Origin of the sequence: Fundicoccus sp. Sow4_D5, assembly GCF_052116365.1 — a bacterium.
Classification (GTDB): domain Bacteria; phylum Bacillota; class Bacilli; order Lactobacillales; family Aerococcaceae; genus Fundicoccus.
Genome location: NZ_JBQKLF010000003.1, coordinates 98457 through 121478, shown reverse-complemented (window position 1 = coordinate 121478; position 23022 = coordinate 98457). Strand labels below are relative to the sequence as shown.

Annotated in this window: 18 protein-coding genes; 11 read left to right on the top strand and 7 right to left on the bottom strand. The window is 42.3% G+C overall.

From position 1 onward, the window contains the following. Positions 1-400 precede the first annotated feature (400 nt). The 4 genes from ACTQ45_RS05945 to ACTQ45_RS05930 all read right to left on the bottom strand — a co-directional run bounded on the left by ACTQ45_RS05945 (position 401) and on the right by ACTQ45_RS05930 (position 5648). Positions 401-871: an ASCH domain-containing protein gene (locus ACTQ45_RS05945; protein WP_441763213.1), complete on the bottom strand. Its 471-nt coding sequence runs from the start codon at positions 869-871 to the stop codon at positions 401-403. Between the two features lie 24 nt (positions 872-895). Then, positions 896-1642, bottom strand: a complete 747-nt coding sequence (locus ACTQ45_RS05940; protein WP_441763212.1) for a polysaccharide deacetylase family protein — start codon at positions 1640-1642, stop codon at positions 896-898. Between the two features lie 227 nt (positions 1643-1869). Next, a complete protein-coding gene (locus ACTQ45_RS05935) occupies positions 1870-2682 on the bottom strand; it encodes a hypothetical protein (protein ID WP_441763211.1) in 813 nt (270 codons plus the stop codon). A gap of 266 nt (positions 2683-2948) precedes the next feature. Then, positions 2949-5648 (bottom strand): cation-translocating P-type ATPase, encoded by a 2700-nt coding sequence (locus ACTQ45_RS05930; RefSeq protein ID WP_441763210.1) that lies wholly within the window; start codon positions 5646-5648, stop codon positions 2949-2951. A gap of 420 nt (positions 5649-6068) precedes the next feature. Between ACTQ45_RS05930 and ACTQ45_RS05925 the strand changes: the two genes are divergently transcribed. After that, positions 6069-6818 (top strand): class A sortase, encoded by a 750-nt coding sequence (locus ACTQ45_RS05925; RefSeq protein WP_441752517.1) that lies wholly within the window; start codon positions 6069-6071, stop codon positions 6816-6818. Positions 6819-7364: 546 nt separating this feature from the next. Further along, positions 7365-12152, top strand: a complete 4788-nt coding sequence (locus ACTQ45_RS05920) for a carboxypeptidase regulatory-like domain-containing protein (RefSeq protein ID WP_441763209.1) — start codon at positions 7365-7367, stop codon at positions 12150-12152. Positions 12153-12837: 685 nt separating this feature from the next. Here the strand turns inward: ACTQ45_RS05920 and ACTQ45_RS05915 are convergent. Beyond that, complete coding sequence (locus ACTQ45_RS05915) at positions 12838-13218, bottom strand: RidA family protein (RefSeq protein ID WP_441763208.1); 381 nt, start codon at positions 13216-13218, stop codon at positions 12838-12840. Positions 13219-13429: 211 nt separating this feature from the next. On the opposite strand from ACTQ45_RS05915, the gene ACTQ45_RS05910 reads away from it, so the two are divergent. The 8 genes from ACTQ45_RS05910 to ACTQ45_RS05875 all read left to right on the top strand — a co-directional run bounded on the left by ACTQ45_RS05910 (position 13430) and on the right by ACTQ45_RS05875 (position 22187). Further along, positions 13430-13807, top strand: coding sequence for a GntR family transcriptional regulator (locus ACTQ45_RS05910; protein ID WP_441763207.1), 378 nt, complete (start codon positions 13430-13432; stop codon positions 13805-13807). After that, complete coding sequence (locus ACTQ45_RS05905) at positions 13800-14501, top strand: ABC transporter ATP-binding protein (RefSeq protein WP_441763206.1); 702 nt, start codon at positions 13800-13802, stop codon at positions 14499-14501. The genes ACTQ45_RS05910 and ACTQ45_RS05905 overlap by 8 nt, the downstream gene beginning before the upstream one ends. Then, the gene (locus ACTQ45_RS05900; RefSeq protein ID WP_441763205.1) at positions 14485-15291 is read left to right on the top strand and encodes a hypothetical protein; all 807 of its coding nucleotides are present in this window, start codon (positions 14485-14487) and stop codon (positions 15289-15291) included. Before ACTQ45_RS05905 ends, ACTQ45_RS05900 begins: the two co-directional genes overlap by 17 nt. Then, positions 15288-16496 (top strand): hypothetical protein, encoded by a 1209-nt coding sequence (locus ACTQ45_RS05895; protein ID WP_441763204.1) that lies wholly within the window; start codon positions 15288-15290, stop codon positions 16494-16496. Before ACTQ45_RS05900 ends, ACTQ45_RS05895 begins: the two co-directional genes overlap by 4 nt. Positions 16497-17354: 858 nt before the next feature. After that, positions 17355-18002: an SGNH/GDSL hydrolase family protein gene (locus tag ACTQ45_RS05890; protein ID WP_441763203.1), complete on the top strand. Its 648-nt coding sequence runs from the start codon at positions 17355-17357 to the stop codon at positions 18000-18002. Between the two features lie 432 nt (positions 18003-18434). Next, a complete protein-coding gene (gene argS / locus ACTQ45_RS05885; RefSeq protein ID WP_441763202.1) occupies positions 18435-20135 on the top strand; it encodes an arginine--tRNA ligase in 1701 nt (566 codons plus the stop codon). A 247-nt stretch (positions 20136-20382) separates the two neighbouring features. Then, entirely contained in the window at positions 20383-21513 is a 1131-nt protein-coding gene (locus tag ACTQ45_RS05880; RefSeq protein WP_441763201.1) for an ABC transporter permease, read from the top strand. After that, positions 21513-22187, top strand: coding sequence for an ABC transporter ATP-binding protein (locus ACTQ45_RS05875; RefSeq protein WP_441763200.1), 675 nt, complete (start codon positions 21513-21515; stop codon positions 22185-22187). Before ACTQ45_RS05880 ends, ACTQ45_RS05875 begins: the two co-directional genes overlap by 1 nt. Positions 22188-22280: 93 nt before the next feature. Here the strand turns inward: ACTQ45_RS05875 and ACTQ45_RS05870 are convergent, their stop codons facing one another. Then, positions 22281-22418 (bottom strand): hypothetical protein, encoded by a 138-nt coding sequence (locus tag ACTQ45_RS05870; RefSeq protein WP_441763199.1) that lies wholly within the window; start codon positions 22416-22418, stop codon positions 22281-22283. A gap of 52 nt (positions 22419-22470) precedes the next feature. Between ACTQ45_RS05870 and ACTQ45_RS05865 the strand changes: the two genes are divergently transcribed. Further along, positions 22471-22641, top strand: a complete 171-nt coding sequence (locus tag ACTQ45_RS05865; protein WP_441753533.1) for a hypothetical protein — start codon at positions 22471-22473, stop codon at positions 22639-22641. Positions 22642-22856: 215 nt separating this feature from the next. Here ACTQ45_RS05865 and ACTQ45_RS05860 read toward each other — a convergent pair whose 3' ends face one another. After that, positions 22857-22988, bottom strand: a complete 132-nt coding sequence (locus tag ACTQ45_RS05860; RefSeq protein ID WP_441753532.1) for a hypothetical protein — start codon at positions 22986-22988, stop codon at positions 22857-22859. Between the last annotated feature and the right edge of the window lie 34 nt (positions 22989-23022).

Here is a 23022-nt window from a genome sequence, read left to right as displayed (position 1 = left end):
ACGCCTCCTCTATTTTTTTTGACAAAAGTATCTGAATCCTCTGATTGCTTCTATACTTTATTATAGCATATGAAAGGACGTTCATGAAAACGCCCAGGTATTGTAATAATAATTTCAATAATTTTTAAGCAAGAAGAGCTTTTTATTTATATTCCGGCCTAATTAAAGATCTATTTGAAATTGCGTTGATAAAGGTCTTCGATCTGTTGATAAGGGTGTCCCGATTGCTTGAGTATTGCGCCGACTTTCTCTAAAGATGGTTTGATTGACGATAAACGTTAAGGTCTGACAGCAGACGCTAAATTTATTTCCAGTCAAATAATTCAAACAATTGAATGAAGTAAACGATATTCAACTGCAAATTTAACTTTTTCAATTTTCTTATAGAAAACGATTGGTATTAGCTTGGATAAATAAGTTTAAACTCTTCGTAAACGACAGGTGTTTCGTCGTTAAAGGTTATGTCATTTTCTTGATAGTAAGATTTCCAGAAATTGATGTGGACGCGGCGCCAATAATCGAGCGTCAGGTCGCCTTCGCCTTCTTTGTGGGCTTGTTCCTCAGAGACCTCTTTAAATGGTAGGACATCGACTGTCACATTCTGGATGACGCCAATGGGGGATTCGCGGCCATCAAGGATGATATCAATTTGACCCACTTGAGGCAGCACTTCTGTTTCCCCCGATAAGAAATAGAGTTGATAGCCAGATGATGTCCCGGTTTTCTTGCCTTCTAAAACAAGTTGGGCGAGCTCGTCAGCCATCGCTTCGGTATCACCGAAGGCAAAGGCTCCGTAGGGCGTTTGCGGATTTGTGCCTGTTTCGGTACAGAATATTTGCCAGTAGGCTTGGATTGCTAGTGAGTGTGTCATTATTATTCTCCTCCGTGATCTGAATTAAGTATTGACGATTTGTTGAAAATTTTCGAAGGGCATATTGTTGAAAATTAGGGCTCGATTTAATTTAAGGCATTCTGTCGAGCGGTCATTGTGACCAACCTTAGTTGTGAAGGCATATTTGAACCCTAGCTTAGCTAAGTTGTCGACTAACGTTTCATGATAGAATCCAAAGGGGTAAGCGAACGTATCCGTATGTTCAATGACTTGATTACATCGTGATAAGTCAGCTTGTAAGGCTTCAAAACTTGCTTCCATGGCACCGTTGACGCCAACTTTGATCAAATTATGTAAGTCATGGGTATGATTGGCTAGTTCGAAGACATCGGACATGGCTTGAAGTTCAACCATTGACAGGACCTGTGATGCGCTCGCATTATAGTCACTTGCATCATCGAAGAGCCAGCCACTGACCAAGAATAAGGTCGCTTTGATACCTAGTTCTTTTAGAATAGGATAGGCAGTTGTAAGCAAAGATTGAAAAGCATCATCGAAAGTGATTAGGACGCTGTTAGGCGGCAGGGCGATGTTTTTTTCATAGTAGTCTTTCACTTCTTGCATCGATAGAAAATGAAACTGCTGTTCTACCAAATAGGTCATTTGGTGTTTAAAATCTTCAGAGTTTAAAAAAAGGGCGGTCGGTAAATTTATAGCATAACCATTGGCAGCTTTTAAAGGTGTCATTGGCTGTTGAACTAGATTCAAATCATCTCGGATTTCGTGGTAAACGAGGGCAGAAAATGACATCTAATCACCTTTTCTTTTTTACATAGTATAACATTCTGACTAATAGATATCAGCGGGAATCGGAGTTTAAAAAGATAACAGCACCCTTCATTTGAAGGGTGCTGGATATCGTGATTTTAGGTGTGACTTATATTGTCACGTTAAGGCCAAAGGATTTCATTTATGCCGAAAATAGGTTTTTCATTAAATGATTCAATTACAATACTTAAGCCGACTACTTAAAATTCCTAATTTACATCTTCAATTTGCGTATTGTTATTGAAATACGTCAGGAAAGCATCGATGACGCGGTTTTTAAAGCCATCGGCGCCAGTAGCAATCGGTGTTTGATAGACGTCGACGACTTCATCTTCAACAATTACAAAGAAGTCGGCCATGGCGTCTGCGACTGTTTCGCCACTAAAGCTGACGAAGATAGAAGTTGGTTCATCTTGGAAACTCATATCTGCTAGAGCGGTTACTTGCGGTTGATTGCTAGCGAGTTCGTCAACGCTTGCTCCGTAATTATAAATTTCAGTGGTTGTTTGAGAGGGTGTAAAGAATTTGGGTGACGCTAAGTGAACGCCATTAAAGAGACTGAGCATTAATAGATTGTCATCCATGAAATGTAGCAGCAAACGAGCTTTGTCTGGGCTAGCCGGATCTTGGGGATTCTCAGAAACATAGTGGTAAATCAGGCGGTGTTCATTATCGGTCACGTCCAAACGTTCAAGTTCAGCGTCTGGTTCAAAATTATTCAAGATGTCATCAATCGTCGTGGCGTCTTTAGTTTCGCCTTGGATCAAGACGTAAGCGAGCTCTTGACTAAGGCTTTGATAGTCTTGCCAAGCGGCTTGGAGCGCTGCATGTGGCATCGACTCTTCAGTTGCTAAGGCGGCTAGTGGATGGTCAGTTTGGGCATGACTGCTTTGGGCAGGGACAATGAGGTTGGTTGTGGCTAAAAGGAGGGCTAGCATGAGTAACAAACTCTGCAGACTTGGCCTACGTGGTAGGCTTAGCTTCACACTCAGCTTACTGAGTCTTTTACCTAGCTTTTTCATTCCTTCCAACTCCTTTTTATTTCGCCTAGCTTTTCAGCAAGGCGTTATTCTTGCTTCTAGTATAGCTGGGTGTTGGCCTTAGTTAAAATGAAAGGACTTTGGGGAGGGGGCGGCGTGCTTTGTGCTTGCTTACAGAGGGGCGTCAGCTGACAAGGCGGAAACGCAGCGTCCAATGTCGCGGGTGCTTGGTGGCTTACTTATTTTCCGAAAAAGTGCATAAAAAAACAGGACCCTTTCGGATCCTGTTGTATACTTATATTATTCGATTATAACACTGTGTGGTCTTTGCGGTCGTATCTGTCCGCTACGCCTGTTGCGCGTAAGATAAATTTGATGATTTCAACGAAGACTAAGATGCTTGCTGCAGATAGGATGGTTACTAACCATTGTTCTGTATTTGGTACTGTTACATCAAAGAAGTTGTTGATACCTGGTGTGACAACGACACCAATCAGTAAAACTCCAGATAAGATTGTTGCTCCGTTTAGGAACTTGTTATTAAATGGATTGTCGCTGAATAGTGAGTTGAAAATAGATTTTACGTTATATGCGTGGAACAATTGGATCATTCCTAAGGTTACGAATGCCATTGTTTCTGCTAAGTTGTTGTCTACGTTCATTTGGAATCTTGCATACCAGTATACGAATAGTGTTAAGCCACCTTCAAGGATTCCTTGGTAAATGATACTTGGCATGACGCCGTTTGATAGGAAGCTTGATTTTTTACCACGTGGTGCATGTTTCATTGAGCCTTTTTCTGCGTGTTCCATACCTAATGCGATGGCTGGGAAGACGTCAGTTACTAAGTTGATCCATAGGATATGGATTGGCTCAAGGATTTGCCAGCCTAATAGTGTGGCAACGAAGATCGTTAAGACTTCACCTAGGTTAGCTGATAGTAAGAATTGGACTGCTTTTTGGATGTTTGCAAATACTTTACGTCCTTCTTCAACGGCTACAACAATTGTTTCGAAGTTGTCGTCTGCAAGAACCATGTCTGAAGCGCCTTTAGAGACTTCTGTACCTGTGATACCCATACCAACACCGATGTCGGCTTGTTTTAATGATGGCGCGTCGTTTACTCCGTCACCTGTCATTGAAACCGTTATGTTGTTTGCTTGCCATGCACGGATGATGCGTACTTTATGTTCTGGCGATACACGCGCATAGACATAGTAGTTTTTAACGTTACGTGCTAAGTCTTCATCAGACATATCGTCTAATTGTGCACCGGTAATAACGTTATCTGCATTGTTGCCGCCTTCTGGTAAGATCGTTAAGCGTTCAGCGATTGCTTGTGCTGTAACGGCGTGGTCACCTGTAATCATAACAGTACGGATGCCTGCTTCACGAGCCACACGAATTGCTGCGCCTGCTTCTTGACGTTCAGGGTCAATCATACCTACTAAACCAGCGAAGATTAGGTCAGTTTCTACTGAGTCTGTGTCAACTTTTGCTGGTAATGTATCGATGACTTTGTAAGCACCTGCTAATACACGTAATGCTTGGCGAGCCATAGCGTCGTTGTTTGTTAATACTTCGTCGATATGTGCTTGTGTCATCTCAACAATTTCACCATTTAATTCAATCTTGGTTGCACGTTTGATCAATTGATCGGGTGCACCTTTGACTGCGACTAAGTATTTGCCGTTTTCTAATTGGTGAACAGTAGACATTAACTTACGACCTGAATCGAATGGTACTTCGTCGATACGAGGTGTTTTAGCTAATTCGTCTTTTAAGTTTTGGCCTTTATCCATTGCGAATTTAATCATTGCCGTTTCAGTTGGGTCACCCACTAATTCGCCTTTGTTATCTAATTCTGAGTCGTTCGCAAAGGTGATTGAGCGTAATAATGAGTTATCTAATGATAATTCTTCTGAAGCTTCATGTAATTGATTATTATAGAAGACTTTCTCGATTGTCATTTTGTTAACTGTTAAGGTACCCGTTTTATCTGAACAGATTACTTGAGTTGAACCTAATGTTTCTACTGCAGGTAATGTACGGATTAAAGCGTTACGTTTAGCCATTGTTTGTGTTCCGATTGAAAGGATAATTGTAGTAATAGCAGGTAGTCCTTCTGGAATGGCAGCAACAGCTAATGAAATCGCGATTAATAACATGTGGACAACTTCTTCACCTTGAATGAAGACACCAACTGCAAATGTTAAGATAGCAATCGCAATAATCATGTAAGTTAAAACTTTACCTAATTTATTTTGGTCACGTTGTAACGGTGTTAATTGTGCTTCAGTCGAAGCTAACATTGTCGCAATGTTACCAACTTCAGTTTCCATACCTGTTGAAGTAACAACACCTAAGGCACGTCCGTAAGTAATGTTTGTACTTGAGAAGGCCATGTTTAAGCGGTCACCAATTCCAACGTCTTGTCCAGATAAATCAATAATTTCTTTTTCGACTGGAACAGACTCACCAGTTAAGGCAGCTTCTTCTACTTTAAGCGAGCTTGCTTCAACTAAGCGAATGTCAGCCGGAACAACGTCACCAGCTTCTAATTGAACGATGTCACCAGGGACAAGGTCGAAACTTTTAACTGTATGCACTTGACCGTCACGTCTTACTTTTGCTGCAGGTGATGCCATGTTTCTTAAGGCGTCAATTGCTTCCTCAGCTTTAGCTTCTTGGAAAACACCCATGATAGCATTTAAAATAACAACAATCAGAATAACAATCGCATCTGCTACCCCTTCACCTTCAGCCATACCTACAAATGCTGATACTGCAGCAGCTGCTAAAAGAACAGCAATCATGAAATCTTTAAACTGATCTAGGAACTTTTGCAACATTGAACGTTTTTCTTCTGCTTCAAGTTCGTTAGGACCGTATGTCTCGATACGTGCTTTAGCTTCTGCTGAGCTAAGACCTGTTTGAATATTCGTATCTAAATGAGCAATGGTGCGATCGATTGACTCTTGATAAGCAATAAAATCTTTATTAGCCATAATTTCCTCCTTATAAATAATAATCACGAACATTCAGTCATCACAATAAAAAAAGACTTATGCTGCCTAATCAGAAAACAGCACTGCTGCATATGATATGGCCGGCATAAGTCTCACTTTTTAAAATCAGCACCAGTAACCAAATGATTGGCCACTTATCGTTGTTGATACTGATTAAGGCATAAAGCCTCAAGTTACTCCCTCATGGACGTGTTATTTAAAGTAATTATATAATCATCCTACCTATTTTGCAAATAAAAGATGCTTTTTAGGCAAAATAGGATACTCTCTAAGTTTGACTAAAGTGTGACGATTCATAGGTGTTTATGTTAAATTCGGGTTAAGTCGCTATAATTCATTGGGATGACATGGTATATTAGTTTTATAATATAAACTAGATTGGGTTTGGAGGAAGTATGAATGAGTGAAAAAGAACCACAAACTCGTATGAGTAAAAATAAAAAGCAAGGAAAAAAAGGCGGCAAGCTTCAGGTCATTCTTGGTGTCATTTTAATTGTTATTGCCGTCGGCTTGTTAGCCATGGATCCGATTAAAAATTGGATGATTGAGCAAGGGACGAATCAGAATACGATTGGCAATTTGACGCGTGAAGATATTGAGTCGAATATGACGGCAGATGTGACGTATAATTGGGACGATATCGAAACTCTGGATGCTTTTACGGTTATTTCAGATAATGTTAATCCTGGAGATTTACCAACCATCGGTGGGATGGCGATTCCAAATGTTGGGATGAACCTGCCTATCTATAAGGGGGTTTCAAATGAAGGGATGTATTTGGGAGCCGGCACATTGTACGCTGATCAAACGATGGGTGTTTCCAATTATCCAATTGCCAGTCACCACTCGATCAATGACGATCTATTGTTTGCACCCTTGATGCGTGTCGAACATGGCGATTTAATTTATCTCACGGATTTAGATACCATTTATGTTTATGAAATTGATACGATTAGGCAAGTCGCACCGACGGCGATGGAAGTCGTTCAACCGACGGAGAATCCCATCATCACTTTAATTACGTGTGACTATTCCTTGAACGAACGGGTGATTGTCCAAGGCTCCTTGGTGGAACATGTCAATATCAACGACGCCAGCCAAGCGATGATTGATGCCTTTGGTTTACCACAAACAGTACCGGGCGCTTAGCTTTACTTGCTATCGTTAAAGTGAATAATATTATAGTAGGCAGGTCTTCGGATCTGTCTATTTTTGTGTTAGTGGGCTGAGGTTAGAGTGACTATCCTTAGTTTTATTAGAGTAGGGTGAATTATGGTATAGGCACGTCGTTGATTTAGCTAAATTTCACGTGGATCAGGAAGCACCTGGTGTTAGGGTGGTTAATTCCACGTGCTTCAAAAGCGACATGCTGTTGAGGGAGTTAATTCCACGTCGATCAAAAACCTATGAAGTAGGCGTCTATCAGTAGGTTGATAGTTGACAGATATCCGATTGTCGGTCTATCGGACTCTACCTTTGAGTACAAGTGTGATTAGAGATTCCCTCTATCGTTTTTTAAAACTTTCGACTTGAAATCTTTCGGAGCTATTCTGGCTGTGGAATTATGAAAAAACTTTGATTATTCTTAGAAACTTTGCTTAAAAGATATGATTAAAGTGCGAGTTTCAATCATTCTTAAGTAATTTATGATACATTTAAGATGTCGAAGATTAGTCAATTTTAGGAGGTTGAGCTATGAATGCGAGAAAGAAAATGAGTCATCTCTTGATGACCTTGATGCTGGTTTTGGCGGCTGTTCCGTGGGGCAGTCATGTGTCAGCGCAAGCAGAGACGATTAATGTGGTGTTTAAAGTCTTTTTACAATTAGAAGGCCAGGAGGCAAATGCCCAGAGTCAGATTTCGTATGATGTGTTGAATAGTGAGAAAACAGAGTTTTTATATAGTTATCGTTCGCAGGAGCCGCCTGCGGAATCCTTGTCGCTGCCTGAGGGGAATTACTACTTCAGATTGTATGATGGGGGAGGTTTCGTTCGTGAAGGTGTAGAGATTATGCCTGAGAAAGTGTTGCAGACCATTTCTAATCAAACGGAGGAAGATAAGGCAGAGAACAAAACGAAGCGGTCGCTGGATGAAATTGGATCGGTCTTAACCCAAGGCGATGGGACGAAAGTTTACGATGTGCCGTTTTCGGTGCATGCGGGGCCAACGCTTGTCAATGGTGACACGGTTGAAATTGAGATTTATTTAGCTGATCAAGCGACGATTACGGCCAATGAATCGTCGGGTGATGAAGAAGATGGACCAGAAACGTCTGAGCCAGTGCCGCCGTCATTGAGTACGATTACGTTTAGTGTCTTGGATGAAAATCAAGCACCCGTTCCAAATGTGACCTTGCAATTAGGTGAATTACAAGCGACGACCGATGAGAATGGGTCGGCCAGCTTTAGGGATGTGGCTGCTGGAGATTACATGATTTCCATCGCCAGTCTGCCAGAAGGTTACACGGGTTCTCTAGAAGATTTACTGTCGGTGGGTAGTGACGATCAAACGCTGACCTTAAACATTCAAACAGCAGCACCAGCTGTTGGTTCCATTTTATTTACGGTCTTGGATCAGAATGGCACGGCAGTTCCAGGTGTTGGAATTTTAGTCGGTGAGACGGAATTAACGACCGGTGAAACGGGTGAAGCGTCGATTTCAGAGTTGCCTGTCGCAGATTACAATTATTCGGTCACAAGTTTACCTGATGGTTATTCAGCCGAGGTAGCAGATCTTGTGACAGTGCTGGCTGATCAACAAGTTGCGCCAGTGATTTATATTAACAAAAATGCTCCTCAAGTTGGCGGTGTTCGTTTCGAGGTGAAGGACCAAAATGCGGAAGCCTTCGCGAATGTGGTGATTCAAATTGAGGGTCAAGAAGTGACGACGAATGAAAATGGTGTCGCACTTGTCCCAGAATTACCTGTAGGCACTTTCAACTATTCAGTGCCGGCAACAGCTGCTTATTCTGAAACGTACGGTGAAGTCATTGTCGCTGAAGGGGAAGTGCTAGAAAATGTCGTTGTTAACCGAATTCCTCAAACAGCTACCGCAAGTTTTACTGTGACGGATGAGGAAGGCTTACCTGTTTCAGGAGCGGTTGTTAACATTTCAGATCAACAAGTCACTACAAATGAAGAAGGTCGTGCAAGTATTGACCTACCTATGGGTGATTATGAGTATAGCTTGGCTGCCTTGCCTGAGGGTTATACGGGTGACGCAACAGGTTTAGTGTCGGTTACGTCTGAAGGCGTGAGCACACCGATTTCAGTAGCTAAAGCGGCTCAAACGGGTTCAGTCAGAATCGAAGTGAGTGATCAAAACGAGGCGCCAGCTGCCAATGTTGTGATCCAAATCGCTGAGCAAGAAGTGACCACGGATGAGAGTGGGGTGGCTAGTTTAGCTGATTTACCAATTGGTACATTGAACTATACTGTGCCTGCAACAGAAACATTTGCTGAAACATATGGCGAAGTGACTGTGGCTGAAGGTGAAGTGCTTGAAACGGTACGTGTCAACCGAATCCCACAAACGGGTGTGGCGAGTTTTGTGGTCACAGACCAAGCAGGGGTGCCAGTTGAAGGGGCCGTCATTAATATTGCTGATCAACAAGTGACAACCAATGCCGAGGGTCAAGCCAGTTTAGCAGAGTTACCAGTGGGTGACTATAGCTATAGTGTGGCAAGATTACCTGAAGGTTACGTCGGCGAAGCGACCGGTAGTTTAACGGTTTCTAGCGAAGCCGGTGAAGCAGTTGCCATTGCGGTAGAAAAAGCGCCAGAAGTTGGGACTGCTAGTCTTAAAGTGGTCGATCAAAATGAAGCAGCCGTGGTGGGTGCCGTTATTAGGATTGCCGAACAAGAAATCAGCACCAATGAAGAAGGTTTGGCAACTCTCCCAGATTTATTAGTGGGTGAGCATAGCTATACTGTGTCTAGTCTACCTGAAGGTTATTCAGGCGAAGGCAGTGGCACATTAACGGTGACAGCTGGTGAAACAGCGACAGCGACAATTAGTGTGACGAAAGCACCGACAGTTGGTAATGCATCACTAACGGTCCTTGATCAGAATGATGCACCAGTTGCTAGTGCGGTGATTAGCTTAAATGAACAAGAATATACAACAAATGCGGAAGGTGTGGCAGTAATCAGCGACTTAACTGTTGGCGATTATAGCTATACTGTGTCTAGTCTACCTGAAGGTTATTCAGGTGAAGGCAGTGGCACATTAACGGTGACGGCTGGTGAAACAGCGACAGCCACAATTAGTGTGACGAAAGCACCGACAGTTGGGACAGCGACGTTTACAGTGCTGGATCAAGAGAATAATAAACTTGAAGGTGTCACAATTGAGATAAATGAGGGAACCATTACGACAAATGCTGAAGGGCTTGCTCAAGCGACTGATTTACCAGCTGGCGAGCATACCTACCGTGTGACGGCTTTACCAGAAGGTTATTCTGGTGATGTTTCCGGAACAATTACGGTCCAAGCGGGCGAAACAGTTAACGAGACACTTTCAGTGACACGTGATCCTCGTTATGGAAATGTAACCTTTACGGTTAAAGATCAAGAAGGACAACCAGTCGTTGGAGCGGTCATTCGCTTAAACGAGAAGGACTTTACCACTAACGCTGAAGGACAAGCGATTATTCTTGAGCTTCAAGCGGGTAAAGAGTATGCTTACCAATTAACTTCTTTACCAGAAGGTTATACTGGTGAAGCCGAAGGTAGTCTGACAATTAGTCAAGACCAAACGGCTGAAGAAGCAATTGAAGTCAGTCGTACATTAGCCAAAGGTCAATTATCGGTTGTTGTGATGGATCAAACGGAGGCAGCCGTTGAAGGGGCAGTCATTCAGTTAGCTGAAGGGACTGAAGCAACAACGAATGAGCAAGGACAAGCTGTTTTCAATGAAGTGACACCGAAGACTTATCAAGTGTCGATCAAGCAATTACCAGAGCGTTATTCGCATGATTTGGCGCCACAAGAAGTGGTGATGACTGAAGGCGCAACCGAAAGCTTAGACTTGTCAGTCAATCGTCAAATCACGACACGTCAAATAAATCTTCGTGTCCTAGACCAAGAAGATCAACCTGTTGAAGGGGCGACAATTCTACTGAATGACCAAACCTTAACGACGAATGCGGAAGGTCGAGTGAGTTTAGCTGACTTGAACCCGGCGACTTATCCATATGACATTACAGGCTTACCAGAAGGCTACCAAGGCGCCCATCAAGGGGAAGTGACATTGACGGAAGCGGAAGATATCACGCAAGATATCCGTGTGGAACGTATCATTGAACCAGGGCAAGCGACTATTACGGTGGTCGATCAACAGGACCAAGCAGTTGAAGGGGCGACGGTTAAATTCGGTGGCTTATCACAAGCAACAGATAGCAACGGTCAAACAACTTTCGAAGGCTTGGAACCAGGCAATTACTACTATTCAGTAACGGAAGTCCCTGAGGCTTATAGCTTACTTGAAGATGCTGAAGAACAAAGAGCTGAGATTGCTGAAGCTGATACGTTCGAAGCAAGTCTTGAAGTTGACAAGAAACCAGAAGTTGGACGAATCGACTTAAAACTTGTCAATTCACAAAACGAACCAATCGAAAATGCCAAGGTCAAAATAGGCGAGATAGAGGTCACGACGAATGCAGATGGGGTGGCGAGTTTCATTGATTTGGCACCTGGCGAATATAGTTTTGAAGTCACACAAGCGCCAGAAGGTTATTTATTAGAGACGACGGCTGCGCGTCTAACGGTTGCAGCCAATCAAACAGTCACGCAGACAGTCGTCTTACAAACGAAGCCTGAGGAAAGGTCAAGTGAATCGTCTGAATCGACGTCTGAATCTCAGGAATCTGAAGCGGACGAATCTGAAGTTGCCGAGGCAACTCAGCGTTACGTGGATGATGCGACGGGCGTCGAAGTATTAGTCAACCCGGCTGATGCAGGTAAAGTGGTGAAATTACAGGTGACAAAAGTACCTCAACCACTCGATCCACTACCAGCTGCGTTACAGAATATGAATGCTGATGTTTATGAAGTGGTCTTGTTAGACCGCAACAATGCGCCAGTTCAGTTGACGAGAGTTGCCCAAGTTAAATTGCCAACTCAGCCAGTCACAAGTCAACTGAAAGTAGTCAGAATTTCAGGTGCGAATACATCGACCTTGACTTTCTCATTATTCAATCAGAAAGTGAACTTTAGTACGCAAGAGTTAGGTAGATTCGCAATTGTTTACGGAGAAAAAGCCGTTGAAAGTGAATCGTCTAGCGAAACAAGTAGTCAAATTTCAAGCGATACCACGAGTGAATCGGTATCGACTTCGATCTCTGTATCTAAAACGACAGATGTTGAAGCAAACCTACCTAACACAGGTGAAATTAGAAATGTCTGGTTAGTAGCACTAGCAGTTCTTCTAGGCTTGTTAGGAATTACGCTAGTTGTCCGCAAACGTGGGACAAATAAACAATAAGTCAATAAAATTTAGAAAATCAGCGAGTTCCCTTTTAAGGAGCTTGCTGATTTTTATTTGCTTTAATAAACTTTTTTGTTCATAAGAAGTGGTCACTGACGACTGAACACACAGTGCCCAATCAGCTAACATGAAACCGGTTAAAGCAGTCAGATACATTAAAGTAATCATAATAACGTGGAAGTTACGATTACTACGAGAGTTAATCGCAAACGGACAGACTGAAATAAGTAAGACACAAAACTTCATGCGCATTAGCGTGACCACAGGCTTCAACGAGCGTTCACTATTCTAAAAATATGAATTTAAGTCATCTAGGTAAACAGCGCACATTTTTTTTAAGCATAGCATGTATCGTATGTATATTTTAAGGATAAGTCCTTTTGAAAGAACGCCAAAAACCCGGCTGCCTCTAAGAAGGGCCAAGAGGAATTTATATTTCTTTAGGTAGTCTAACCCCACGTAGAATTACCGCAACGTTGCGTTTGAAGGTCTAACACCACGTCGCTATTTTACAGCCATTGCATGAAGTCACCAAGATAGTAAGCAACAACAAAAGTGCCGACCAATTGGCCGACACGATGATAGAAAAGCTTATGGTTTAATTTTAATCGTCGTGACCGCAAGGACACGACACCGACTTTGTCTTTGCTAGACGTGCCGCGCCAAATTTAAGATTCAAGCTTTACGACCGTTTAGCAATTATCTCAATCTCTACTTCGGCTTCCAGGGGCAATTCTAAGACTGCGACACAGGTGCGAGCTGGGAAGGGTGCTGTGAAATAGGTTTCGTACACGTCATTCATGGCGGTGAAGTTTTTCATGCTTGTTAGATAGACGTTGACCTTGACCACATCGTCTGACGTCACCCCTGCTTGTTCCATCACGTTTAAAAGGTTGGTGAAACACTGATGGGTTTGACCGGCAATGTCACCTGTTAAATCTGGCGCGTCACTGGCGTTTTTAGCTGTTTGTCCCGAAAAGAAGACATAATCACCTGCATCAACCGCATGTGAATAAGGACCTGAAGAACTTGCATTACTTGCTGTATAAATTTTTCTTACCATACTGTCATCTCCTAACTATTGTGCTAGTTTAAGTATAACTGATAACGCTTCATAAAGTCCTTATTCAAGTCAGGCCATCATTTTTAAAAGCTCAGTCACAATGGCCAAAATATTAATCGAAGTATTTTGCTTGTGGTGAAAGTGTGTTGTGTGTATAATACAGTTAGAGGGTGTATTAAGTGGTTGGTACACTTTAAAGAGGAGGTGCCCAATGGAATTCGATAAGCGGATACCTATTTATGAGCAGTTGAAGCATCTGGTGAAGCAAGCGATAGTCAGTGGCGAGTATCAGCCCGGTGAGGTATTGCCGTCAAGGCGGGAGATGGCCCAGCGGTATAAGGTGAACCCGAATACTGTCCAGCGGGCCTTGAAGGAATTGGAAGAGGAGGCGTTAATTATGACAGGAAATAATGTACCAAGTCAGGTGACGGATGATTTAAAGACGATTGAAGGCTTGCGGCAGTCCATGATTGAAGCGGCTCTTTCGGTCTTCTTTAAGGAAATCGAACCATTGAAGGTTAAGCCAGAGGTGCTGGTGAATTATGTAGTGGAATATGCTAAAAGCAAGCGAGGTGAACAGGATGCTTGAGGTCAAGCAGTTAAGCAAGTTTTACGGGAAGAAAAAGGTATTAAATGGGGTGAGCTTTACGGTTCAGCCGAATGAAATTACGTGTTTGATCGGCTTGAATGGAGCCGGTAAGACAACTTTAATGAATGCGATGATGCAATTGACGCCTTATCATGAAGGCGAGGTGATACTGAATGGACCGGCTGTCACGGTTCAGGATTTCAACAGAATTGCCTATGTGCCAGACAAGAATATTCTATTAAAGCAGATGACGATTCAAGAGGCTTTGGATTATCAGGCAACTTATTATCAGTCTTTTAATGAAAAGAAAGCCTCTCGCTTGGTCGAGTTCTTTAAGTTGAAGCGAGAGGATGTGATTGGCAGTTTGTCAAAAGGCAATATTGCCCGTGCGAACTTGTTGATGGCGATGTCTTTGGATAGTGATTATTTGTTGCTGGATGAACCTTTTTCAGGCATTGATGTCCTAACGCGTGACCGAATTGCGAGTATCTTTTCGACTGAGCTCTTGGAAAACAAAGGCGTTTTACTGGCGACACATGAGATTCAAGAGATTGAACATCTAGTCGATAAAGTGGTCATGTTGGATGAGGGGCGTGTGGTGCGTGAATTTTATCCAGAAGAAGTCCGGCTGAATGAGGGCTTGAGCATTGTGGATGTCATGAAGGAGGTTTATGGCCATGAAGAAGTTTATTAATTTATTAAGTGATGAATTGAGACGGGCGCGCGTCTTTTACGGCATTGTAATCGGGTTAGTGGTGATCAGTCAGCTGGTGATTGCCTTCTTTACAATCTATCGATTCAATCAAGATACTCAACGCCATTCTATGGTGACCTTGGGTGAGTTGATCGATTTTAGTGGCTTTTATCAACTCTTACTGATAGCAGCGGTTGGCTTGCTAGCTATTTATTCGGCCTACACTTGGGCACGTGAATGGCTAGGCGGTAGTACTTTCATCATCCGCTTGTTGACCTTACCTGGTAACCGTTTTGTGATTGTGCTAGCCAAATGGGTCAGTCTGTTATTGATGGTCGGTGGCGTCTTTTTCACTCAATTGTTGATGGTTTGGGCGATAAATTTTCTAGGCGCTAGCTTTATGAATCCCGGTACCTATGCGAGCATTCCTTGGTACTATAGTTACGCGCAAATGTTACCGATGACGCAAATCTTCATGCCAATGACCGTCGGCGGTAGCTTGCTGAGTTTTGGAGCAATCTCGTTGGGGGTTCTCATCGTATTCTCAGTGATGGTGACTCTTCTATTTAAGCAAGCAGAAAGTAAAGTGAAGGCTGTATTATTCGCAGTCGCGGTCGGCTTGGCCAATTTATTGCTGCTGATTGTTGGGGGACTTATTTTGATAAGTTTGAATTTAACCGTATTAGAAAGCTTTGTGGTGCTAGCAAATGTTATCGTACTAGGAACCTTGATGAACCTCTTTATATTACTTCATCAAATAACATTCAACCCTAAGGAGGCCCGAATATGAAAAAACATCTGATGGCGATTAGTTTAAGCTTAATGACCGTTTTTACTTGTCTAGTTTTATGGCTGACACCCAAGCTTGCTTTCGACGAAGTGATAGTGATGAATGAAATGGGAGATGCGTCGGTTTTAGATGGTAAGACGGTTTCGGGCAGTTTCTTTTATGATGACACTCAACAAAATAGGTCGCCAGCGAGAGTAGGCTTCGATTGGATTGATGGAGAAAGCAATTTTATGGGCGATCTGTCACAGGTGAATCTGTCACAGGCAATTCTGTTAAAAGGACAGACCAATGCAAAACAACTAGCCATCGAAGAGTTCCCTCTCTATAACCGTCCCAATTTAGATGGCGTGCGTTTATTACAAACGGCGGGGGACTTGCAGGTTTGGGTAGGGGTCCAAACTCGACATAAAGATAGGGAGCCCGAAAGTCATTTTAAATTAGTGGTGATTGATTCAGTGGCTAAAACGTTTGAGACCTTGAATTACGAGCTTCAAACGCAACCGTCTAATTTAGCAGAGATACTAAGTTTTGCTCAACCAAGTGAAAATGAACTTAACTTCCTATTGAAAGATGTGAATGATTATCATGGTGAAACTCTTGTCGAACTTCAAATTGCTTTGACGGCATTAAGCGTAAGTGAAGCGAAGGTTGATTTTAGCGGACAAAGCGACCAATATTTAGCGAGTCCTTATCTAGAAGATGAGCTCGTTGCACCGAAGGATTATCTGTTTTACTTAACGGATAGTTATTCGCGTTCCGGTAGTTATGGCGATTCTGCTTCACTTGTGGAAGGCATTGTCTTAATGGATGCTCAGACCCATGACACACAAATTATCACTCAAGATGAACTGAAATTAAAAATTGACGGGATAACTTACGGTTTCGGACACATGATGATGCATGGCGAGGATTTGTTTATGTATGCATCGAGTCAAAAGGGTAACTTCGGAGTTGATATGTCTGAGGCGCCGGTAGCACAAATCTTTAAATATGAGGCTAATGAATTTGAAAGTATCCATACTTATGATGCAAGGGATTTCAATTATTCACTTCGTCATGGCATCTATTATCAATCTTATGCCATCGATGATAAAGTTGTTCGATTAAAAGCCTTTGACCCATCTGTGGGTGAAGTGGTTTACCAGGCTGATTTTCATCTTCAAACAGAACAAGATGTTAGAATGAATCCACTGTACGTAAGATAGTGATATCAAGCCGCCTAGTCTGTTTAGGCGGTTTTTGCATGTGTAGAAATTTTAGATAGGTGGTTCGCTGAGAATTATTCCCCATCACCAACCCCAGCAAGCATTGAAAAGACAGGCGGTGTCACTCGCTGCGTTCGTGACGATTTAAAAAGAGCCAGTGCTTTTATAAAATCGTCGTGGACCGAAGGGAACGACTCCGCTGTTTTTTTCTGCAAGATAAGATTCTGGCTTCATTGATTAAGTAGCCAACTAACTGGCTTAAGAAACTTAGTAGAAGACAAGCCTATGGCTATGGTAATTCATCTTTGAGTGATGGTTGCGTTCATTACATCACCAGGAGGTGATGTAGCGGTTTGTTCTATCACCTCCCGGTGATGTAGCGGTTTGCTCTATCACCTCCCGGTGATGTAGCGGTTTGTTTTATCACCTCCCGGTGATGTAGCGGTTTGTTCTATCACCTCCCGGTGATGTAGCGGTTTGCTCTATCACCTCTGAGTGATGTAGCGGTTTGTTCTATCACCTCCCGGTGATGTAGCGGTTTGCTCTATCACCTCCCGGTGATGTAGCGGTTTGCTCTATCACCTCCCGGTGATGTAGCAGTTTGTTATATCACCTCCCGGTGATGTAGCGGTTTGTTATATCACTTCCCGGTGATGTAGCGGTTTGTTATATCACTTCCCGGTGATGTAGCGGTTTGTTCTATCACCTCCGGGTGATGGTTGGCCCTCGTTATATCACCTCCAGTCTGATATTCAAGATAAGTGCTAATATTTTGGCTAAAGAGGACTAGCAGAAACTACTGATGGCTCAAAGATTTGTGGTAAAATCTACTTAATATATTCAAGGAGTGTGTCAGCGATGAAATTGGAACAAGGGCAGCGTATTTTATTTATTGGCGATAGCATTACCGATGCGGGGCGTGATTATTCTAATCATTATGATTTGGGGAATGGTTATGCCCATATGGCGGGGAGTTTGTTATTGGGACGCTATGCTGATTTGCAGTTGGAAGTGATGAACCGTGGGATTAATGGTCATAAGCTGCATGATTTGGCTGAGCGTTGGCAGAGGGATTGTCTGGCTTTGAAGCCGGATATCTTATCGGTGATGATTGGGATAAATGATATTTGGCATCATCGTAGTGCAGGCCAACCGATCGATGCTGCTTATCTGGCCAATTTTAAAAAGACCTACCGTCAATTGCTGAACCAGGCACGTCAAGAAAACCCGAAACTACAGATTGTATTATTGCAGCCTTTCTTATTGCCACTACCGCAAGACCATTTGGAGTGGGAACAAGAATTGATGCCGATGACGGCGAGTATTGAAGCTGTCGCAGCAGAGTTTGGGGCAGAGTATATTCCTTTACACGAGCATTTTAAGCAGTTGGTGAAAGTATCGCCGGCTGAGCATTTTACGATTGAAGATGGGGTGCATCCGACACGTGTTGGCCATGGGGTGATTGCGTCTGAGTGGTTGGACCAAGTGGTGTCGGCTTTAGCATAGGGCTTATCTGGGATGTCAATTGGGTGGCGTAGAAGGGCGCAAGTGTGGTGAGACGTTTAGTGTTTTAGTGGCTTATTTTGTTAAGAATGTCTTTAGGATTGGATTGTTATGGACAGGTGTGGCTTTGTTTGATAAAATGAGTAACGGTTAAAATCAGACCTCTGAAAGAGAGTAGATGGTTGTGGAGTTTACAGCGAGTTGGGTTGTTGAGAGCCAGCATGATGCAGCGATTGAAGCGCACTTTTAGGTAATGACGGGGGAGTTTGGGTACCTGGTTCGGAGTCTTGCTCCGTTATCAATGTTGAGCGCCGGTTTTTGTGTCGGCGGAACTAGAGTGGTACCGCGTATGATCTAAACATTCAAACGCCTCTAGAGCGCCTGTTTTTGGGTTGTTCTAGGGGTTTTTTATATTTTATTCAAGGAGGAAATAGTATGAATACTAAGCAATTGTTTGTCGATGCTTTGGCGCCAGTTTTGGCGGAGCATTTGTCAGCGGATGAAATTTTAAATTTAATTGAGGTTCCTAAGGATACGAGTCATGGTGACTTGGCTTTTCCTGTGTTTCAGTTGGCGCGTGTGTTTCGTAAGGCGCCGGCGCAGATTGCGGCGGATTTAGTGACTGAGTTGGATCAGACTAATTTCGAGGCGATGGTTGCGGTTGGGCCTTATATTAATGTCAGTTTAAAGCGTGAGTCTGTTGGGGCTGCGCTTGTTCAAGAGGTAATGGCTGCTGGTAGTGTGTATGGCGATGTAAATATTGGTGAAGGTCGTAATATGACAATCGATTTCTCTAGTCCGAATATTGCTAAGCCGATGTCGATGGGGCATTTGCGTTCGACGGTGATTGGGAATGCGATTGCGAATATTGCAGCGAAAGTGAACTATAAGCCGGTTCGGATTAACCATTTAGGTGACTGGGGAACGCAATTTGGTAAGTTGATTGTGGCTTATAAAATGTGGGGCGATGATGCGGTCATTGCGGCGGATCCTGTGAAAGAATTAGTCAAGTTATATGTTGATTTCCACGAGGTGGCTGAAGAAAAGCCTGAGTTAGAAGAAGAAGCGCGCGCGGCGTTCAAACGTTTGGAAGATGGCGACGAGGAAATGATTCGTCTATGGACTTGGTTCAAGGATGAGTCTTTGGCTGAGTTTGCTAAAGTTTATAAGATGTTAAATATTGGGTTTGATTCCTTTAATGGGGAAGCTTTCTACAATGATAAAATGCAACCGATTATTGATGAGTTGGAAGAAAAAGGGATTACCACTGTCAATGAAGGGGCAACAATTGTTGATTTAGAAGAGTTGAACTTACCACCAGCTTTAATTAAAAAATCTGATGGTGCGACTTTATATGTGACGCGTGATTTAGCAGCTGCTAACTACCGCAAGGAAAACTATGATTTCGCGAAAAACGTTTACGTGGTTGGAAATGAGCAGTCAGCTCACTTCAAGCAATTAAAAGCGGTATTGACTAAATTAGGTCGCGAGTGGGCGGATGATATTGTTCACGTGCCTTTCGGTTTGATTACCTTAGATGGTAAAAAATTATCGACACGTAAAGGTAAAATTGTTTTATTAGAGGAAGTCTTGAAAGAGGCGGTTGATTTAGCTCTAGAACAAATCACGGCTAAAAACCCTGACTTAGTTAATAAAGAAGAAGTCGCTCATCAAGTAGGTGTTGGCGCGGTTATATTCCACGACTTGAAGACAGAGCGTATGAATAGTTTTGATTTTAATTTAGCGGACATCGTTCAGTTCGAAGGAGAAACAGGTCCTTACGTCCAATATACGTATGCGCGTTCTAAATCAATCATCCGTAAATACGGCAAAGAGATTACCGGTGATTTAGCGAATCTAACTTTTGATTTAACTGATGATTACAGCTGGGAAATTGTTAAAAAATTAATCGATTACCCAAGAATTATTGAGAATGCAATCGAGCGTTTCGAGCCATCACAAGTGGCAAAATATGCTGTTTCTTTAGCGCAACTATTCAACAAATATTACGGAAATACACGTATTCTTGAAGAGAATGATCAACTTGATGCTCGTTTAGCTTTAGTTAAAGCCATGACGATTGTTTTGAAAGATGCCTTAAACTTATTAGGAATTGAAGCTCCGGAAGAAATGTAATTTAATAGTCTAGAGGGAGTTTGGAGGCTGTGACCGGTTGGTTGCGGTCTCTTTTTTTGATTTAGTTTGAGCTTAAATAACACGAAACTGATTGGAGGATTTGTTGTCCAATTTGATTGGAACAGGCTATAGACCCTATTTTGTTCGGGAGGGCTATTTATTTATTGTCGCGGAAAATAATTAGTGACAGGTGTGTCACTTTGTTGTATACTAAAGCATACTTAAAAGTAAGAAATGAGGATGTCCTATGTTTTTAGCCCGTAAAGAGCTGTGGTTTTCCAAGAAACGCTTTCTGTTGATTGGGTTTATCATTGTGTTAATTTCTTGGTTAGTGTTTATGTTGTCTGGTTTAGGAAATGGTTTATCTGATTTAGGGACCGCTGCGATTCGTTACTCGCCAATGGATTTAGCAATTTTTGAAGAGGAAGCAGAGTTTACCTTGTCGAAGTCTACTTTGCCAGGTGCGATGGTCGATGAAGTGTCTCAGTTAGACGGCGTGACTGAAGCGGCTGGTTTAAATACAGCAATCGGTGCAGTCTTAAAAGGGACGTTGGCTGATGAAGAAGCAGCAAATAAGAAAACAAGTGTGATGTTTATTGGGATAGAGCCTGGAAGCTTTATAGAGCCGCGACTTGTGTCAGGCAAACCCTTGAATGCTGACGAAGAAAAGCAGGTAATAGTGGATCATTCCTTAGCATTAGAAGGTTTTGCGATTGGTGATACATTAACCTTGAATGGTAGCGAGACAGAATTTGAAATTGTGGGAATGATTGAAAATCAAAAATTGAATCACTTGCCAGCAATTTATTTGCCATTAGACACTTTGCGTGATGTTAAATATGCTGTTCCTGGTTCTGATATGGGAATTGAAGAAGCGGTAAGTAGCATTTTTATTCAAGTGAATGGCCTCACGGCAGAGCAACTGACTGAGCAAATTGACGGGATTGAAGTAGGCGATAAGAAAGCAGCATTAAATGGCGTACCAGGTTATTCAGCTGAAAGTGGAACGATTAATTTGATGCTTTGGTTACTGGTCTTTATTTCGGCTTTTGTTGTGGCAGTCTTTTTCTATGTGTTAACGACTCAAAAGACACAACAATTTGGTGTGATGAAAGCAATTGGAGCAAGTAACGGTTTCGTGATTTTAACGGTCGTGTCGCAGGTTTTCTTGTTAACAAGTCTTTCGATTCTGTTGGGAATTGGTTTAACGTATTTCACTCAAATTATTTTACCTGAGGGCATGCCTTTTAACTTATTAACCGAGCATGTTGTGTTATACGGTTTAACATTATTAGGGACAAGCTTGTTAGGGTCACTCTTTTCAGTTAGCAGTATTATAAAAATCGATCCAATAACAGCATTAGGGAGGGCAGAATAATGGCAGAAATATCATTACAAAATGTCAACAAAGTTTATCAAGAGGGTGAATTCACAACGACGGCTTTAAAAGAGTTAAGTCTGAGTGTAGAAAAAGGAGAGTTCATTGCGATTATTGGTCCGTCCGGTTCAGGAAAAAGTACGTTCCTGTCTATTGCTGGCGCTTTATTGAAAGCAACAAGTGGTCAAGTAATTATTGATGGAGTAGATATTGCGTCGATTTCTGAGAAAGAATTGTCGAAAGTGCGCTTATCGAAAATTGGGTTTATATTACAAACATCAAATCTATTACCTTATTTACCGGTCATCGACCAATTATTAGTGGTTAAGAAAATGGCAGGGAAAGTAGTTACAGCAGATCGCGACTTTGCGCAAGAGTTGTTGAATGATATTGGCTTAGGTAATAAAATGAAAAAATATCCCCATCAATTATCAGGTGGTGAACGTCAAAGAACCGCTATTGCGCGTGCGTTTATGAACAATCCAAGTATTATTTTAGCGGATGAACCAACGGCGAATTTGGATACGAAACGTGCTCATGAAGTGGTTTCCCTGATTGCCAAAGAAGTTAAGGCGCGCCATAAAGCGGCCATAATGGTGACGCATGACGAGCGAATGTTATCTTATTGTGACCGTGTTTATCGCATGGAAGATGGTATATTAACTGAAGAGTAATTTTTGAAAAACTGTCCTTTAAGGGGCAGTTTTTTTGGTGAAAAAAGATGGGATCTGGCTAATTGAACCGGACTGGAATTGCTAATCAATTTCTTATGGCTCAATTTGACGGACTGCATCTAAAGATGGTTGAGTATTTGGTGAGCGATTGGATTGGAAGGTCATCTTGTATATGGCTTTTATAGTAATCATTGGAACGGCTTTGGCTTTCACTTTGGTTTTAGCTAGCATTAATTAAATTGAACCATCCTTAACAAACATACTAGCGGCGCTTGAGCCCCTTGTGGCAAACGTATTGACCGTTTTCTTATTGAAGCAACAATTGTCCTTGAGTCAAGTGATTGGGATTTTAACGGTCTTAGTGTCGGTTATTTTATTCGCCAATTATGGAGAAAAGATCAAGCAGCTGAGCGTCACGATGAATCTGATTGATTACATAAAACCAGTTATCTAATGCGAGAAGGCATGAAGAATTCTGGTGTTTTTTGCGTGAAAAAGAGAGCTACTCCAAAGGGAGGTTCACTATTCGTGGCAAGAAGGGGAAGTTTGGAGCTGTAGAGAGTTAGCTCGTTTATGTTTCGAACGATTTCTAGCGTGAGCGGTATGTGGCCTTATTTTGTGTGCTTAAAAAGAACCTGTCAGTTTAGTTGACAGGCGGTCGCTGTGTGATTAGTTGTCGTATTTGGTCTGGAAAATTAGGTTGGCGAATTGTTTTTTATAAGGGCGACAAGCTTGTTCGTCCAATAAGTGGGCGAGGTTTGTTAGTGTTAAGCTTTTGAGTGTACGGAGTAATTTAGTCATCTAGAACCTCCTTTGGTATGTTTTCTATAATGTA